The sequence below is a fragment of the Paenibacillus sp. 2KB_20 genome, from assembly GCF_052115765.1.
Lineage (GTDB): Bacteria > Bacillota > Bacilli > Paenibacillales > Paenibacillaceae > Paenibacillus_AQ.
The window spans coordinates 435,682-451,170 of sequence record NZ_JBFRHH010000003.1 but is presented as its reverse complement, the minus strand read 5'-3'; the positions used below and the strand labels follow the sequence as shown (position 1 = coordinate 451,170).

Here is a 15,489-nt window from a genome sequence, read left to right as displayed (position 1 = left end):
CACAAAAGTGAATTTTTATTATACAATATACAAAGAAGCGAATGGTGCTTCTGCTGCGGAGGGAATCAAGATGCAAATGCAAGTGATAAAGAATGCCAAAGTGATCAATGAACGAGGACAGCTCGAAGATAAACATATCGTCATTGCAGACGGATTGATTCAGTCGGTTGCAAGTGATATCGCAGCTTTGCCGGAAATGGACGATAACGTTCAACTAATCGATGCCGAGGGCAAACTGGTCACACCGGGATTCATCGATATGCATGTGCACTTGAGAGAGCCGGGTTATGAGCACAAGGAAACGATCGAGAGCGGCAGCCGCTCGGCAGTGAAAGGCGGCTTTACAACCATTGCCTGCATGCCGAACACAAGACCAGTGACCGATTCGCCGGAAACGGTGAAGCTTGTGCTGGATAAGGCTAGCGAAGCGGGTCTGGCCAAGGTGCTGCCTTACGCAGCCATTACCAAAAACGAGCTGGGCCGCGAACTGACGGATTTTGAGGCCTTGAAGGCAGCGGGTGCGATCGGGTTTACGGATGATGGCGTTGGTGTGCAGAACGCACAGATGATGAAAGATGCCATGAACAAAGCGAAGGCGCTGGGCATGCCGGTCATTGCTCATTGTGAGGATGACTCGCTTGTAAAAGGGGCTTGCGTGACGGAAGGCAAGTTCGCTCAGAAGCACGGCCTGAAAGGTATACCCAATGAGTCGGAAGCGATCCATGTCGGACGGGACATTCTGCTTACCGAAGCCACCGGCGTACATTACCACGTATGCCATGTGAGCACAGAGCAGTCCGTACGCTTGATCCGCCAAGCTAAAGCAATAGGCATCTCGGTAACGGCCGAAGTATGCCCGCACCATCTGGTTCTCTCTGACGAAGATATTCCCGGTCTGGATGCCAACTGGAAAATGAATCCGCCGCTGCGCACCCCGCGTGATGTGGAGGCTTGTATAGAAGGTCTGCTGGATGGAACGCTCGATATGATCGTAACGGACCATGCGCCGCACAGCGCGGAAGAGAAGGCGAAAGGCATGGAGCTTGCACCATTCGGTATTGTAGGATTCGAAACAGCATTCCCGCTGCTCTATACCCAATTTGTCGCTACAGGCAAATGGGATCTTGGCTTGCTGGTGAAGCGGATGACCAGCGACCCGGCAAGAGTATTTGGTCTTGCAACGGGTGTGCTGGAAGCTGGTAAAGCAGCAGATTTGACCATGATTGACCTCGAAGCAGAGAAAGAAGTGAATCCGGAAGAGTTCGCAACGAAAGGCCGCAACACGCCATTTACAGGCTGGAAGCTGAAAGGCTGGCCTGTGATGACTTGGGTGGACGGCGAAGTGAAATGGTCGGAGCAGCACGGATTTTAAGTAACACTTAGGCAAAAGACTTATAAAATAAATTACACATAGATGACAGGAGTGATCGGGATGCAGGCAAGATTGTTACTGGAGGACGGAACGCTGTTCAGCGGAAAATCCTTTGGCGCGGATGCTGAAATGACCGGAGAGGTTGTTTTCAATACAGGGATTACAGGATATCAAGAGGTGCTGAGCGACCCGTCTTACTGTGGACAGATCGTGACCATGACGTATCCTTTGATTGGAAACTACGGCATCACGCGGGATGACTTTGAATCCATTCGGCCGTTCGTCCACGGATTCGTTGTTCGTCGTCATGAGCCTGTTCCTAGCAATTGGCGTGCAGAATATAGCGTTGACAGCTTATTGAAGGAATACGGTATTCCAGGGATCAGCGAGATTGATACCCGGATGTTGACCCGGATCATTCGACACTACGGTACGATGAAGGGGATTCTGACCACTTCCAACAAGCCAGTGGAAGAGCTTAAGGAGATGCTCGGTGATACGACGATCGCCGAACTCCGCAACCAGGTGGCAAAAACCTCAACGCCGCAAATGTTTACAAGCCCAGGCTCCAAGGAGCGGATCGTTCTGGTTGACTTCGGTGCAAAAAGCGGAATCCTGCGCGAACTGACTTCCCGCGGCTGCGACGTGATGGTCGTTCCGCATGACACGACGGCCGATGAAATCCGCAGACTTCACCCGGACGGCATTCAGTTGTCCAACGGCCCTGGGGACCCGAAAGACGTTCCGTATGCGGTCGATATGGTCAAAGAACTCCTTGGCGAATATCCGATCTTCGGCATCTGCCTTGGCCACCAATTGTTTGCACTGGCTGCGGGCGCTGATACCGAGAAGCTGAAATTCGGCCACCGCGGCGGGAACCACCCGGTAAAAGAGCTTGCCAGCGGACGCTGTTACATCACTTCCCAGAATCATGGCTATACGGTAAATGAAGATTCCGTCAAAGGGACGGATCTGGAAGTTACACATATCAACAATAACGATAAAACGATTGAAGGCTTGAAGCACTCGAAATTCCCGGCCTTCTCCGTGCAATATCATCCTGAAGCTGCACCTGGTCCGCAAGACAGCAGCTATCTGTTCGATCAATTTCTTGAGATGATAAGAGACCATAAACAGAATGAAATCCGGAAACCGCGCCAAGCGGTTCTGGCGGCAGCCGTGAAAGGAGCTCATTAATATGCCTAAAAATGATACATTGAAAAAAATTCTCGTCATCGGCTCCGGTCCGATTGTCATCGGGCAAGCAGCGGAATTTGACTACGCTGGAACCCAAGCCTGCCAAGCATTGAAAGAAGAAGGTATCGAGGTTGTGCTGATTAACAGCAACCCGGCGACCATCATGACGGACACGAACATGGCGGATAAAGTATATATCGAGCCAATTACGCTCGAATTTGTTACACAGATCATCCGTCAAGAGCGTCCGGACGGATTGCTCCCGACGCTTGGAGGGCAAACGGGCCTGAATATGGCCGTTGAGCTTGCACGCGCAGGTATTTTGGAGCAGGAGAATGTGAAGCTGCTCGGAACGCAGCTGGAGTCCATCGAGAAAGCGGAAGACCGCGACTTGTTCCGTGAGCTGATGCGTGAACTCGATCAGCCCGTACCGGAAAGCACGATTGTAACGACTCTGGAAGAGGCGATTGACTTCGCAAATGAGATTGGATATCCGCTGATCGTGCGCCCGGCATACACTTTGGGCGGCACCGGCGGCGGTATCTGCGCAACCGAAGAGGAACTGCGTGAAACGGTCAGCTCCGGACTTCGTTACAGCCCGATCACGCAATGTTTGGTCGAGAAGAGCATCGCAGGTATGAAAGAAGTCGAGTATGAGGTTATGCGCGACGCGAACGACAACTGCATTGTGGTATGTAACATGGAGAACTTTGATCCGGTCGGCGTTCATACTGGCGACAGCATCGTCGTGGCACCAAGCCAGACTCTGTCCGATCGCGAGTATCAAATGCTCAGATCTGCATCGCTGAAAATCATCCGCGCCCTGAACATTGAGGGCGGTTGTAACGTGCAATTCGCGCTGGATCCAAACAGCTATCAATATTATGTCATCGAGGTAAACCCTCGGGTCAGCCGCTCTTCTGCCCTTGCTTCCAAGGCAACGGGCTACCCGATCGCGAAGATGGCAGCAAAAATTGCGATGGGTTACACCCTGGACGAGATCGTCAACCCGGTAACGGGACAAACTTATGCTTGCTTTGAGCCTACACTGGACTATATCGTCAGCAAAATTCCACGCTGGCCATTCGACAAGTTCATCCACGCAAACCGGAAGCTGGGAACTCAGATGAAAGCAACCGGCGAAGTGATGGCGATTGGCCGCACCTTCGAAGAGTCGATCCATAAAGCAGTTCGTTCTCTGGAGATCGGTGTGCACCGCCTTTACTTGAAGGGCGCTAATGAGCTGAGCGATGAAGTGCTTCAGCAGCGTCTGATCAAAGCCGACGATGAGCGGATGTTCCTGATTGCAGAAGCGTTCCGCCGGGGGTATGGACTCCAGCAGATTCAGGACCTGACAAAGATTGACTGGTGGTTCTTGGACAAGATCGAGCTCCTGATCCAATACGAAGATCACATTCGCAGCGAAGCGTCACTGACTTACGAAACGCTGTACGAAGCGAAGCGACTCGGCTTTACGGATCGTGCGATAGCCGAACTTCGCGCAGAAGGCAATGCCAGCACGCATACAACTGAGGAGTCTATCGGATTCCTGCGTCGCGAGCATGGATTGCGCCCGGTTTACAAAATGGTGGATACTTGCGCAGCGGAGTTTGAAGCAACGACGCCGTATTACTACTCGACGTACGAAACGGAGAATGAAGTCATCGAATCCGCCAAGGAGAAGGTCATCGTGCTGGGCTCCGGACCGATCCGGATCGGTCAAGGGATCGAGTTCGACTACTCCACAGTGCACGCTGTATGGGCGATCCAGAAGGCGGGATACGAAGCGGTTATCATTAATAACAACCCGGAGACCGTCTCCACTGACTTTAATACGTCGGACCGACTCTACTTCGAACCGCTCTTCCTCGAAGATGTCATGAACGTCATCGAGCAGGAGAAACCGATCGGTGTCATCGTACAGTTTGGCGGGCAGACAGCAATTAACCTCGCTGAGCCGCTCAGCAAAGCGGGCGTGAAGATTCTGGGTACCAGCTTGGAAAGCATTGACGAAGCTGAGGACCGTAAAAAATTCGAAGCGCTTCTGTCCAGACTCGAGATTGCCCAACCGAAAGGCAAAACTGTAATTTCAGTTGATGATGCTGTAGAAACTGCGCAATCACTGGGTTATCCCGTTCTGGTAAGACCATCTTATGTACTCGGTGGACGCGCGATGGAGATTGTATACTCCGACAGCGAGCTGCTGAGTTACATGAAAGAGGCGGTTAAGATTAACCCGGACCATCCGGTTCTGATCGACCGTTACATGATGGGTAAAGAAGTGGAAGTAGACGCGATCTGCGATGGCGATACGGTGCTGATTCCAGGCATCATGGAACATGTAGAGCGCGCAGGCGTTCACTCCGGTGACTCGATTGCGGTATACCCTCCGCAGTACTTGTCCCAGGGGCTGAAAGACAAGATTGCCGAAATTACGATCAAAATTGCCAAAGAGCTGAATACACGCGGACTTGTTAACATCCAGTTCGTTATCTATAAAAATGAAGTGTACGTGATCGAGGTGAATCCACGTTCTTCCCGAACGGTTCCGTTCCTGAGCAAGGTAACAGGCATCCCGATGGCGAACCTGGCAACACAGGCGATCATGGGCAGCAAGCTGAAGGATCTTGGATACGAGGAAGGCATGTGGCCGGAAAGCGAGCATGTATCGGTTAAAGTACCGGTCTTCTCCTTTGCTAAACTTCGCCGCGTTGAGCCTACACTTGGACCGGAAATGAAATCCACCGGTGAGGTGATGGGCCGTGACGTGAAGTATGCCAAAGCGCTGTACAAAGGTCTGATCGGTGCAGGCATGAAAATTCCTTCAACGGGTGCGATCATCGCTACCATCGCAGATAAAGATAAAGCTGAAGCTACAGCACTGCTGAAAGGCTTCCATAAGCTTGGTTATAAAATCATCGCCACAGGCGGCACGGCTGCAGCATTGAAAGAGGCGGGTCTTAACGTGACCATCATTAATAAGCTGTCCGAGGGAACACCGAATATTCTGGATATGATCCGCACAGGCGAAGCGAATTTCGTCTTCAACACATTGACTAAGGGTAAAACGCCGCAGCGTGACGGATTCCGAATTCGCCGTGAAGCGGTAGAAAACGGTGTGGTATGTATGACCTCGCTCGATACGGTTCGTGAGCTTCTGACGATGCTGGAGACCATCAACTTCTCCTCTGAAGCGATGCCGGTTTAATCGAGAAGGAGGGATATAGATGAACGCCAGCTACAATGAAATGGCGGGCCGCCTGATGGTGGCCCTGGATTACCCCGATGCCGAGTGTGCGAAAGCATTAGTGCAGCAGTTGGAGGGTATCCCGTGTTATATGAAGGTCGGTATGCAGCTGTTCTACGCTGCCGGTCCCGATTTTGTTAAAGAATTAAAAGCAAAAGGCTATTCCGTGTTCCTGGATGTGAAGATGCATGATATTCCGAACACGGTAAAAGGTGGGTCGAACAGCGTAACGCGGCTGGGTGTGGACATGTTTAATGTTCATGCCAGCGGCGGCGCTCTCATGATGCAGGCGGCAAAAGCCGGGGCGGAGGCCGCAGTGGCGGACACCCCGGGTCTTGCCATGCCTACGATCATTGCGGTAACCCAGTTGACTAGTACGAGTCAGAATGTCATGAATAACGAAATCGGCATCCCGGGTTTGGTAGAGGATGCGGTCGTACGATATGCGAAGCTGGCTCAGCAAGCGGGACTGCATGGCGTCGTCGCTTCATCGCTTGAAGTGGAGGCCATTCGGTCCGCATGCGGCCAAGCGTTTAAGACCGTTATACCGGGTATCCGTCCAGCCGGTGCGGATATCGGAGACCAGACTCGGGTCCTTACGCCAGGGGAAGCCATCCGCAAGGGCAGTCATTATCTGGTTGTCGGCCGTCCCATTACGGAATCCCCGAGCCCGAGACAAGCTGCAAAACAGATTATTGAGGAGATGATTCAAGCATGAGTACACTCGCGAATATTCCACATCAGATCGCATCTTATTTGCTGAAGATTGAGGCCGTTTCTCTTAGACCTCACCAGCCGTTTACGTGGACGTCGGGAATTAAGTCCCCGATCTACTGTGACAATCGCTTGACGATGTCCTATCCCGAGATTCGCGACTACATTGCTGAATCGTTCGCAGCCGTCATCGGGGAGCAATATCCGGAGGCCGAGGCCATTGCCGGTACGGCCACAGCCGGGATTCCGCATGCAGCCTTTGTATCCCAGAAGATGAACCTGCCCATGTCCTATATTCGGGACAAAGCAAAGGGTCATGGCAAGGAAAACCTAATCGAAGGCTTGATCAAGCCAGGTCAGAAGGTGGTTGTGATCGAGGATTTGATCTCCACGGGCGGCAGCTCGCTCAAAGCGGCGCAAGCGGTCAAGGATGCAGGGGCAGAGCCGCTGGTGGTATTGGCTATATTCAGCTACCAGCTGGATAAAGCGGTACAAGCTTTCGCTGAAGCCGGGATTCCGCTGCAGAGCTTGTCCAATTACGGAGCGCTGATTGATGTTGCGCTATCCGAGAATCGGATTCAGGAACAGGATGTGGAGCTTCTTCAATCCTGGAGATCGAATCCAACTTCCTTTGGCGTGTAAACAACTTATACCAGCTAAGATCATCAGGCTGTCGTCTTTGTGAGTTATCGCAGAGCGACGGCTTTTTTTATTGTAATGTGGAGAAGACAATCCATGGTGGGTGCCGGGTTGACAGCGGCAGGCTGGATCGTTACATTAGGACTGTACGCGGCTGGTAGCCAGCCATCGGTGTCCTTATGCTGATATAGAAGGGATATAGTCTAACAGATGAATGCTAAGAAAGAAGCAGTGCTTGAAGCCGGGAAGCGGTTGTTTTTGGAGCAGGGGATTTTACAGACGAGTATGGAGCAGATTGCCGAAGCGGTCCCCGTTTCCAAGATGACGATTTATAACTACTATCAGAGCAAAGAGGGCTTACTGGATCATGTCGTGGACCGGATGGTTGACGAGCTCATGGCGATTTACCGCGATATGATGGACCAGGCAAAAGATCCGCTTGAGGCGTTAACCGTCTTCTACAAGGATCAGCACAAATTTTCGGCGTTTGTCTCGCAGAAATTTGTGGCGGATCTGGCCAAATTCCCGGAGCAGATGGACAAGCTGCTCCAATTCAACCAGAAATTCGTTGTTCCGGAATTTGAAATGCTGATCTTTAAAGGCCAGCAGCTTGGACAGATACGGAAAGACATCTCTCCCCAGGTATTGGTTGCGTTCCTTACTTTTATCAAGGAATTTACAGCCCGGAACGAATGGTACCATGGTCTGGGGAGCCTGAACGTGATCAGTGAACAGCTGATGACGATTCTTTATCACGGTATTATCCAGCAGGAAGATCCGTCTAATCTAACATGAGTACAAGAACATTCCAGAGGTGATTTCGACCCGGGAATGTTTTTTTATGAAATTTTACTGTTGAGCAGTTTGAAAATCGGCTGATTTGAGTATATGTTCCTATAAATTTAGGGCCACGACTTGGTAGAGGGCAAGGAGATGTCTCACCTATAATAGTAATGATAACTTCAGATTTTAACACAAAATAGGCGGGGCTGACCGTAAGGAGGAGAGATCTTTGGAAATTCCGTCAAGGATCCAACTGACCGGCAAACAATTCTTTGTACTTACTGGCATTGTCGGTGCGCGGGCTGTTATTGGGTTAGAGGACCCTTTTCGTGGAACGTTGACCGAGGAGATGCCCATAGAAGTGGCCAAGATTGAGCAGGAGCTGCAGGAGAAAGACTTGATTGATACGGGTGACAGCGAGCCGGTTCTTGTGCAGGAACTGCTGGAATACATAGAAGTATGCAGCCGGACCCTGTTAACGATACATATGAGGGTGTCCGGTTCGGACAAGGAGCCGAAGGAGTGTTTCATTTATTACAGTTCAAGTCTGGTGGTAAAGGCCGATATTGAAAGCGAGCCTGACGGTGAGAGGGTCTATGTGCTGGAAGCGCTGGGAACCCCTTCGGAAGCTTGGCTTAAAATCATCAATCATCTGCAGCTGGAGGACCGGAAGAACCGTGATACAGCTCCATTGGCAATGCCTAAAGGCTGGTTTCAGCAATGGATGAGTGCCGAGCAAGGGGAGCAGGAGCCTCGCAAGTACTTGCTTGCCCAAGGCTACCCGGAATCGGTTGTCTCCGCCTTGGCCGATTGTGTCAGCCATCCGGAGAGATACGCTACCTTTACAGCGTACTATTGTCCGGATCTGAACTGCCGAATACAGGGAATCGAACTGTTAAGAGGACAGCATTCCAATTGGCTAATTCGCAATGAAGGCGAACAGGATCAAATTTGGGGCGCCACGGTAACGGAAATCATACGGGAGCTTGGCGCGGTGATTGAGCGCATTAAGTTTCATCCAGAACAATATGGATAAGCTGAAAGCTCATTATCCCGTACTGGGATTGCCGAAGAAGCAGCGGAACGCCGCGTTTCTGAACAAAATGAACCGGGGCCGTATGCCTGCGGCACCGCACCGGAGGAGCAAGAAAACGAGAGGATAATTACGACGCAACAACAGCAGCTGCCAAACGGATCGATTGTCATTTTGAAAGAAGGCAAGAAGAAGCTGGTGATCTACGGTCTTAAGCAAATTCTGGCGCTTGAGCAGCCGCAAAAGAAGTTTGTTGGATTTCGGTTTTTTTGTGGAAGTTTGGATATAATATGACAGCATTACATTATCATTCGGGTAAGGAGTCGCATAGGATGAACTGGGTATATTACGGAAAGCTGTATACAAGCAAATTTCAGGCGGGCTGCTTCGCTAAACGTTTGGAGCAGGATGGCTGGCTGTTCGGGTACCATGATCCGCGGATGGTGGAGGTTTACCGTTCCAAAAAGGGTCGCTATGGCGTGCGGTTTATGCCTTGAGAAAATTCCATTAAAACAGCACTTGACTTATTATAGGGAAATGGTGTATATTTATTCTTGTCGCTGTTTGATACAGCATTGACGCGGGGTGGAGCAGTTCGGTAGCTCGTCGGGCTCATAACCCGAAGGCCGCAGGTTCAAATCCTGCCCCCGCAACCAATTTTTAAACGATGTATGTATGACGTCCTTATGTTTATGTGTACATGTATGTTCAGGGCCCTTAGCTCAGTTGGTTAGAGCGGTCGGCTCATAACCGACTGGTCGGGGGTTCGAGTCCCTCAGGGCCCACTTTATCGAAAACCCTTGCGATGCAAGGGTTTTTTGCTGTTTATAGGGCTGTTTAGTTGAGTGAAAAACTATGGTGAAAAACGCATTTGCTAACGGCGGCTATTGATCGACAGTATCGTTCATTGAACATTGCTGTGGTCATTCCAAGGCGTTCAACTGCGACTTTCAGATAGCTGAAGGCACTGAGAGTATGGCTAATACGTCCGTTCTTCAAGTAGACCGCGATGTAAAGAACCCCTCCCAGTCCTATTTATGGTACATTAGCACATTCTGATCATGATTGCCGAAATGTCCAGACTAAGTCCGTCTATGTACATAAACTGTACCATTCCACAAAGCAAGGAGGTAAATATCGGTGAGTTACGAAAAATCTTGTTACGGCGGATACGGGAATCCAGTAGGTACTGTTCTGGTTTTATTTATTCTCTTGGTTATTATCTTGGGAACTTTTTGGATTTAACTAAGCACCTGAATGAAGCATTCATTGAATTAATTTAATTCACCAATTACGATACTGCACCCATGCGGTATCCCCAATTCGGTAAACGGGGACGGCCACTTTCCGTCCCCGTTTTTGATTAAGTTCATTGTACATAAACTGAACATCAAACAACGAGGAGATCAGTGCTGTAGTTAAAGGAACTGAAAAAGTTTTTTTTGAAAAAGGCGCACGATCAGGTATTTATTTCAAATGACAAAATTTAAGATGTCTAAGGCGTGTTTATTTGTCTGCGAACATGATATCGTGACAAGGGCAGAAAATAGTAGAGAAGGGGCACAGCGTTGGCGTGTGCCCCTTATTTGTCGTGCATCCATATATAGAAACCAACAGGGCATCAACGGTATAAGATTATGGTTCATGAGCTGGGCTATCAGAGCTGGAGGTGTTAGTTGTTGACCTGGACGATCGGCAAGAACTCTATGTAGCTGGTTTGATTCTATGGTCACCAAGCAAAATGTGAGACAGCTCTCCGTTTTTACGGGGGGGCTATTTTCATTTGAGGAAATTGAGCAATTTGACTAATCATTTGTCCAGATCCATTAAATCCATGGACTTATATATATGTTAAAGATTCGTTGATAATAAAGGAGGAAGCATAAAATGCACAAAAGAACAGTACTAGGAAAGGCAAATAGTACGGCCAAACAACTACAAGCGCCTAGAAGAGAGAGCTAGCTTATTCCTGTCCGTTGATAACTTTGCCATCGTTTTAATAAATGGACGGCCGGTAGTTATCGACAATCCGCAGGACAATGTTTCATTCTTTAATCCGGGAAGATCGTTTAATATTAGGCGTTTCCTTCGGAGAGGTACAAATGATATTGTGATCGCCGCTTTTAACTTCCCGTCAAATGCAAACAGAAGCGGAGATAATCCAGCAGGTGTCCTTGCACGTATCGAAATTGGACTAGAAAATTAGTCCGGTAGTAGCTCTAAGTTCAATCGGTTGCGAACGCTATAACGTTGCCGATGTCGTAATCATCGCCATGTTCGACTTTAATTCGCCGCAACCGGTATGTTGAGGAGTAGACGACTTTTTTGATGACCGATTTTTTTAAAATGATGTGCTCCTCATCGACGTACTTAGCTGACTAAGCAAATGGGACACTATAGTTTAGAACAAACCGCCTAATGATTGGGCGGTTTTTCTTATGCCAAGACATATCAAAAGGAGGACGCTGACACGTCCTCCCCTTAGTCCAGGGTATCCCCCGGCTGAGATAGCGGCCCGCCGCGTGCAATTTATCTGACATCCGCTATCTCGCATTCCATCATAACTGAAAGCCGAGAGGAACGACAATGGGAACACTTGAGAGTAAGAATTTGCTAATGCTGCACGAGCTCTTCAAAGCCGGAATAGCCAAAAGGGTAAAGGATTTTCAGGACGGCCGGATCGAGAATAAGACAGTGGATGATCTTAAGAAGCTGATTGAAATAGATATCGAATTGCAGAAAGATGAACTATAAAAACTATTAGAGTAGTCCTAATAATGGCCTTGCACATAACCATGTATGTCTAAATAGGATGTTGTAAGTCGTTTAAATTTAAGGAGGCATACAACGGATGCAGAAGAAACGGCCAGCAATAAAGAAGGTTAGAATAACATCTACAAAACAGGTGAAGAGACGTGTAAAGGTACAGAGACACGTACATGAATATGAAGGTAGTACCAAGCGGCTGAAGAAGGAGCAGATCGGCACACTACATTAAACGATGGTCACGTACACCCATTCAATTTTGCGACATTGATTCAATCACCTCTCGTATAGGAATTATAAAACAATAAACTTTGACGGCTAGTGGTCTAACGCAATTGCTGACAAAACATTAAAAACACACGAAAACATTTGCAGTTCTAAATCTATATATAATGAAGTAACTAAACTGGCTGTACCCCGCAAAAACGTTTTCCTTAGCTCAGTTGGTTAGAGCGGTCGGCTCATAACCGACTGGTCGAGGTTTCGAGTCCCTCAGGGCCCACTTTATCGAAAACCCTTGCGATGCAAGGGTCTTTTGCTGTTCATAGGGCTGTTCCGTTGAGTAAAAATATTATGGTGAAAATTTAAATGTAGGGTTCTTTTTTGCATTTTAAAAAACGACTATTTTTCGTCCTCGTTTCTCATACTCTTGTAAATTAGTATGCTTACAAATAGCGCAGGGCCAATCGAACCTGTAATGATTCTCATCAACCGTGTTTCGCCAAAATCAAATAGTATATGCCCAATGATGTACAAAGCTAACAGAACAATAAACCATCGAACGATTGCTTTTTTCATTAGCAGTCACCCCTCATTAAAAATAATTATACTCCAAGCAGCAGAACAAACTGTATTTTTATTAACCGTGTTGAATAACCTGAGGAGGTTATCTTGTTCAATGATCGATGTCTCCACAATGCACTTACTTAACTCCACTATGAGTGGAAACACGCAGAAGAACCCTACTGCTTAGGCTGGTGGGGTTATTTTTTGTCCATAGAGCATATCCGCCCTGACATTGCATGAGATTTTGAATACTTTGTATCGTATCGAAAATAAAAAGGCATCGCAAAAAACTTCTTATAAATCGTTAGATGAGACACTTGCATTAATTGAGCAAGCCGTTTCAGGCGAGCGAGAAGACGAGTTGTTTTATGATTATTTAGTTTCAGTGGCTCCGACGACTGAATTCATTTATAGAGGGAGTAGAGAAAGCCTTAATGGGTGAATTAAGGGTAGTGGAAAATACCGTAATATTAGAGCCGGGATGCCATACAGGTACTTTAGGGACATGGTATTTGAGATTTTAACAGACGAATTTAAACATGCAAGTAAGTATAATTTCATTATGAACTTAGAGCTCAAAAGAAAATTAAATGAGATCACCGATTAATTAGAAGTTCAATTAGAGTATATTCTTGAAACTTTGCTATCCTTGCTGCAAATTTTGCTTTCAATGAAAAATTGCAGGTAATACAACTACTCATCTCGCTTGCCGTTTTTACATTTACATCCTATCTTTTATCAAAGCTCGTTGTGAAGAACCGTAAATTCCGTGGGCTGAAGGGACACCGAGTATACTTATAGAGGGTGGGAAGATTCTTGAAGAGAATCTAAAGAAAAATAAATTAACATTAGATACAGTAAATCAGATGTTACGACAAAAAGATATTTTTGATATCTCGGAAGTTGAGTACGGCGTATTAGAGATCAATGGAATGATATCTGTGATGAAGAAAAAGGAATACCAGAATGTAACTTTAAAAGATATGAAAAAGGGAATCAACAGTTTCCGATTGAGCTTATCATGGATGGACAACTTTTAGAGAAGAATCTAAAGGTAAATGATCTCTCCCCCGATTGGGTTCATGATAAATTAAAAGACCGGAACAAAAATATTGAAGATGTTTTTTATACAGTTAAGGGAACGGACGGTCAATTGTATCTCGATTTTTATAAGGATAAGATACAACATCCAATTGACGTAGAGTGAAGCTGAGCGGCATGATCAGGACTTTAGCGAAACAAACATAACCGAAGCGAAAAACTCACCGCGGTTCACTTTAACGTAAGACTCCACCAACAATGCCGGTGGAGTCTTTTTCGATATATATTTTAAGCGAGATTTGTAATCGGGGGCGACATACGGTACATTTTAATAGAATCATTGGGGGATACGCTTATTTATACAACTGCTGCTGGTTGGATGCAGCTCATTTTAGATATAGGATGGGGGATTAAGGTGTCAGAGTGGGTGTTAAATCAGTCGTGGGGATTGCCTGTGTTGCTTGCCTTCTTGATGGTCGTATTCGTATTTGAGTCACGGAAAGCCTTTAAGGCATATAAAGAAAAAAGACGGTTCGAATTGGGATGGGCTCTCTTGTTTGCGCTTGTGGCTTTATTGGCGATGATCGTCCTGGTGGCATATTAAAAATACATAACCAAAAACAAGACACCGCCAGAAGCTTCCGGGGTGTCTTGTTTAATGATTGGCTATAAACGTTGAGGAACGAAGTTATCCTTCGTTACCGTTCACTCATGACAGCCTCTGTTGCGGCCCAGGCTCTGCCGGCACGCATGGCCAGGAAGAAGCAGAGGATGAGGACGATGGACGCGGAGATGTAGGGAAAGTTGATGTCCAAATCAAACAGATACCCTGCTACCAGCGGTCCTGCAATATTCCCCAGGCTGGTATAGGCCGAGTTCAGACCGGCCACGTAGCCTTGCTGATCCTTCGCCAGCTTGGACATTTGCGTACCGATAGCGGGACGTAAGATGTCGATCGACAGAAAGACCAGGAAGGTAACAAGGAATATCAGCCAGTATTTATGCACAAACAGGGTTAACAGGATACAGATTCCTGCGGTAAGCAAGCTGAGCGTAATGACTCTTTTCTCACCGAACCGGTTCAGGATCCAACCGAAAATAGTCGCTTGGACGACGGCACCCGCAATCGATCCAAATGTGATGATCATGGCAATATCTTTAGGGGTGAACCCAAATTTATGATCCACAAACAGGCCGAACACCGTTTCATAATTGGCAAGGCCGAAAGAGAGCACAAATACAATGATCAAACTTAAGAAATAAGGTTCTTTGAAAGAACGTACCAGCTGGACAACCATGCTCTCCTTCTTCCGTCCCAGCACGGTAGGTGCTTCCTGTTTGGTGGATGATTCCGGAAGCAGCAGCAGCGTTACCAGTGCGGCAATTCCTCCCGCAACAGCCGCAGCGTAGAAAGGAACGCGAATGCCAAACTCGGCGATAAACCCTCCGATGCCCGGTCCGATGATGAAGCCTGTCGTAATCGCAGCATTAATGAACCCCATGCCCCTGGCACGTTCCTCATTCGAAGTCACGTCAGCCGTGTAGGCCATAACAGCAGGCATAATGAGCGCAGCGCCAATACCGCCGAGCATTCTCGATGCAAACAGGAGCGGCGGTGTGCTGGCAGCTCCGAACAACCATTCCGATATAGCGAACACAATCATGCCGGAGATGATGATTTTTTTACGACCCATGGTATCCGACAATCTACCCGCAAGTGGCGAGAATAACAGCTGTGTTAATGAAAAAGCGGCAACGAGCATGCCTACCGTGCTTCCGCTGATATGCAGTTCCGTCATATAGGTTGGCATAATAGGTATGACGAGCCCGATGCCGGTGAAGACTAGAAATATATTGAACATGAGGAGCAGGATGGCTCCATTGTTTCGCATCAGTAATGACATGATGATT

At 47.9% G+C, this 15,489-nt stretch carries 15 protein-coding genes and 3 tRNA genes; 17 read left to right on the top strand and 1 reads right to left on the bottom strand.

Translation table 11 applies throughout. From position 1 onward, the window contains the following. Nucleotides 1-70: 70 nt before the first annotated feature. From AB4124_RS11460 to AB4124_RS11380, 17 genes are all read left to right on the top strand, one after another. Nucleotides 71-1,372: a dihydroorotase gene (locus AB4124_RS11460; protein WP_076320658.1), complete on the top strand. Its 1,302-nt coding sequence runs from the start codon at nucleotides 71-73 to the stop codon at nucleotides 1,370-1,372. A gap of 60 nt (nucleotides 1,373-1,432) precedes the next feature. Beyond that, nucleotides 1,433-2,569: a carbamoyl phosphate synthase small subunit gene (locus tag AB4124_RS11455; protein ID WP_213645330.1), complete on the top strand. Its 1,137-nt coding sequence runs from the start codon at nucleotides 1,433-1,435 to the stop codon at nucleotides 2,567-2,569. Nucleotide 2,570: 1 nt separating this feature from the next. Further along, nucleotides 2,571-5,777, top strand: a complete 3,207-nt coding sequence (gene carB, locus AB4124_RS11450; protein ID WP_441972903.1) for a carbamoyl-phosphate synthase large subunit — start codon at nucleotides 2,571-2,573, stop codon at nucleotides 5,775-5,777. A gap of 19 nt (nucleotides 5,778-5,796) precedes the next feature. Then, entirely contained in the window at nucleotides 5,797-6,534 is a 738-nt protein-coding gene (gene pyrF / locus AB4124_RS11445) for an orotidine-5'-phosphate decarboxylase (RefSeq protein WP_441972901.1), read from the top strand. Next, a complete protein-coding gene (pyrE, locus tag AB4124_RS11440) occupies nucleotides 6,531-7,172 on the top strand; it encodes an orotate phosphoribosyltransferase (RefSeq protein ID WP_441972899.1) in 642 nt (213 codons plus the stop codon). Before pyrF ends, pyrE begins: the two co-directional genes overlap by 4 nt. Before the next feature lie 39 nt (nucleotides 7,173-7,211). Continuing rightward, on the top strand, nucleotides 7,212-7,355 hold the full coding sequence (locus AB4124_RS11435; protein ID WP_179090565.1) for a hypothetical protein: 144 nt from the start codon (nucleotides 7,212-7,214) through the stop codon (nucleotides 7,353-7,355). Between the two features lie 24 nt (nucleotides 7,356-7,379). Next, nucleotides 7,380-7,964, top strand: coding sequence for a TetR/AcrR family transcriptional regulator (locus tag AB4124_RS11430; RefSeq protein WP_076320663.1), 585 nt, complete (start codon nucleotides 7,380-7,382; stop codon nucleotides 7,962-7,964). A gap of 217 nt (nucleotides 7,965-8,181) precedes the next feature. Then, a complete protein-coding gene (locus AB4124_RS11425) occupies nucleotides 8,182-8,988 on the top strand; it encodes a hypothetical protein (RefSeq protein ID WP_441972897.1) in 807 nt (268 codons plus the stop codon). 329 nt (nucleotides 8,989-9,317) lie between these two features. Further along, a complete protein-coding gene (locus AB4124_RS11420; protein ID WP_164817394.1) occupies nucleotides 9,318-9,482 on the top strand; it encodes a hypothetical protein in 165 nt (54 codons plus the stop codon). Between the two features lie 82 nt (nucleotides 9,483-9,564). Then, a tRNA-Met gene (locus AB4124_RS11415) sits at nucleotides 9,565-9,641 on the top strand. A gap of 55 nt (nucleotides 9,642-9,696) precedes the next feature. Beyond that, a tRNA-Ile gene (locus tag AB4124_RS11410) sits at nucleotides 9,697-9,770 on the top strand. A 349-nt stretch (nucleotides 9,771-10,119) separates the two neighbouring features. Continuing rightward, the gene (locus tag AB4124_RS11405; RefSeq protein WP_372238779.1) at nucleotides 10,120-10,230 is read left to right on the top strand and encodes a YjcZ family sporulation protein; all 111 of its coding nucleotides are present in this window, start codon (nucleotides 10,120-10,122) and stop codon (nucleotides 10,228-10,230) included. Nucleotides 10,231-11,571: 1,341 nt separating this feature from the next. Continuing rightward, nucleotides 11,572-11,739, top strand: coding sequence for a hypothetical protein (locus AB4124_RS11400; protein ID WP_430112763.1), 168 nt, complete (start codon nucleotides 11,572-11,574; stop codon nucleotides 11,737-11,739). Between the two features lie 443 nt (nucleotides 11,740-12,182). Further along, a tRNA-Ile gene (locus AB4124_RS11395) sits at nucleotides 12,183-12,253 on the top strand. Nucleotides 12,254-13,301: 1,048 nt separating this feature from the next. Continuing rightward, nucleotides 13,302-13,577 carry a DUF421 domain-containing protein gene (locus AB4124_RS11390; RefSeq protein ID WP_441973038.1) on the top strand — a complete coding sequence of 92 codons (276 nt, stop codon included), beginning with the start codon at nucleotides 13,302-13,304 and terminating at the stop codon, nucleotides 13,575-13,577. Next, nucleotides 13,559-13,744 (top strand): hypothetical protein, encoded by a 186-nt coding sequence (locus tag AB4124_RS11385; RefSeq protein WP_441972894.1) that lies wholly within the window; start codon nucleotides 13,559-13,561, stop codon nucleotides 13,742-13,744. The genes AB4124_RS11390 and AB4124_RS11385 overlap by 19 nt, the downstream gene beginning before the upstream one ends. A gap of 261 nt (nucleotides 13,745-14,005) precedes the next feature. Beyond that, nucleotides 14,006-14,182, top strand: coding sequence for a hypothetical protein (locus tag AB4124_RS11380; RefSeq protein WP_339292867.1), 177 nt, complete (start codon nucleotides 14,006-14,008; stop codon nucleotides 14,180-14,182). A gap of 94 nt (nucleotides 14,183-14,276) precedes the next feature. Here AB4124_RS11380 and AB4124_RS11375 read toward each other — a convergent pair whose 3' ends face one another. Beyond that, a complete protein-coding gene (locus tag AB4124_RS11375; protein WP_379406518.1) occupies nucleotides 14,277-15,482 on the bottom strand; it encodes an MFS transporter in 1,206 nt (401 codons plus the stop codon). Nucleotides 15,483-15,489 lie beyond the last annotated feature (7 nt).

Excerpts from the sequence above, each read along its gene's own strand:
- AB4124_RS11455 (WP_213645330.1), top strand. The coding sequence starts at position 1,433 with ATGCAGGCAAGATTGTTACTGGAGGACGGAACGCTGTTCAGCGGAAAA.
- AB4124_RS11385 (WP_441972894.1), top strand. The coding sequence starts at position 13,559 with ATGGATGGACAACTTTTAGAGAAGAATCTAAAGGTAAATGATCTCTCC.
- pyrE (WP_441972899.1), top strand. The coding sequence starts at position 6,531 with ATGAGTACACTCGCGAATATTCCACATCAGATCGCATCTTATTTGCTG.
- carB (WP_441972903.1), top strand. The coding sequence starts at position 2,571 with ATGCCTAAAAATGATACATTGAAAAAAATTCTCGTCATCGGCTCCGGT.
- AB4124_RS11375 (WP_379406518.1), bottom strand. The coding sequence starts at position 15,482 with ATGTCATTACTGATGCGAAACAATGGAGCCATCCTGCTCCTCATGTTC.
- pyrF (WP_441972901.1), top strand. The coding sequence starts at position 5,797 with ATGAACGCCAGCTACAATGAAATGGCGGGCCGCCTGATGGTGGCCCTG.
- AB4124_RS11460 (WP_076320658.1), top strand. The coding sequence starts at position 71 with ATGCAAATGCAAGTGATAAAGAATGCCAAAGTGATCAATGAACGAGGA.
- AB4124_RS11400 (WP_430112763.1), top strand. The coding sequence starts at position 11,572 with ATGGGAACACTTGAGAGTAAGAATTTGCTAATGCTGCACGAGCTCTTC.
- AB4124_RS11420 (WP_164817394.1), top strand. The coding sequence starts at position 9,318 with ATGAACTGGGTATATTACGGAAAGCTGTATACAAGCAAATTTCAGGCG.
- AB4124_RS11430 (WP_076320663.1), top strand. The coding sequence starts at position 7,380 with ATGAATGCTAAGAAAGAAGCAGTGCTTGAAGCCGGGAAGCGGTTGTTT.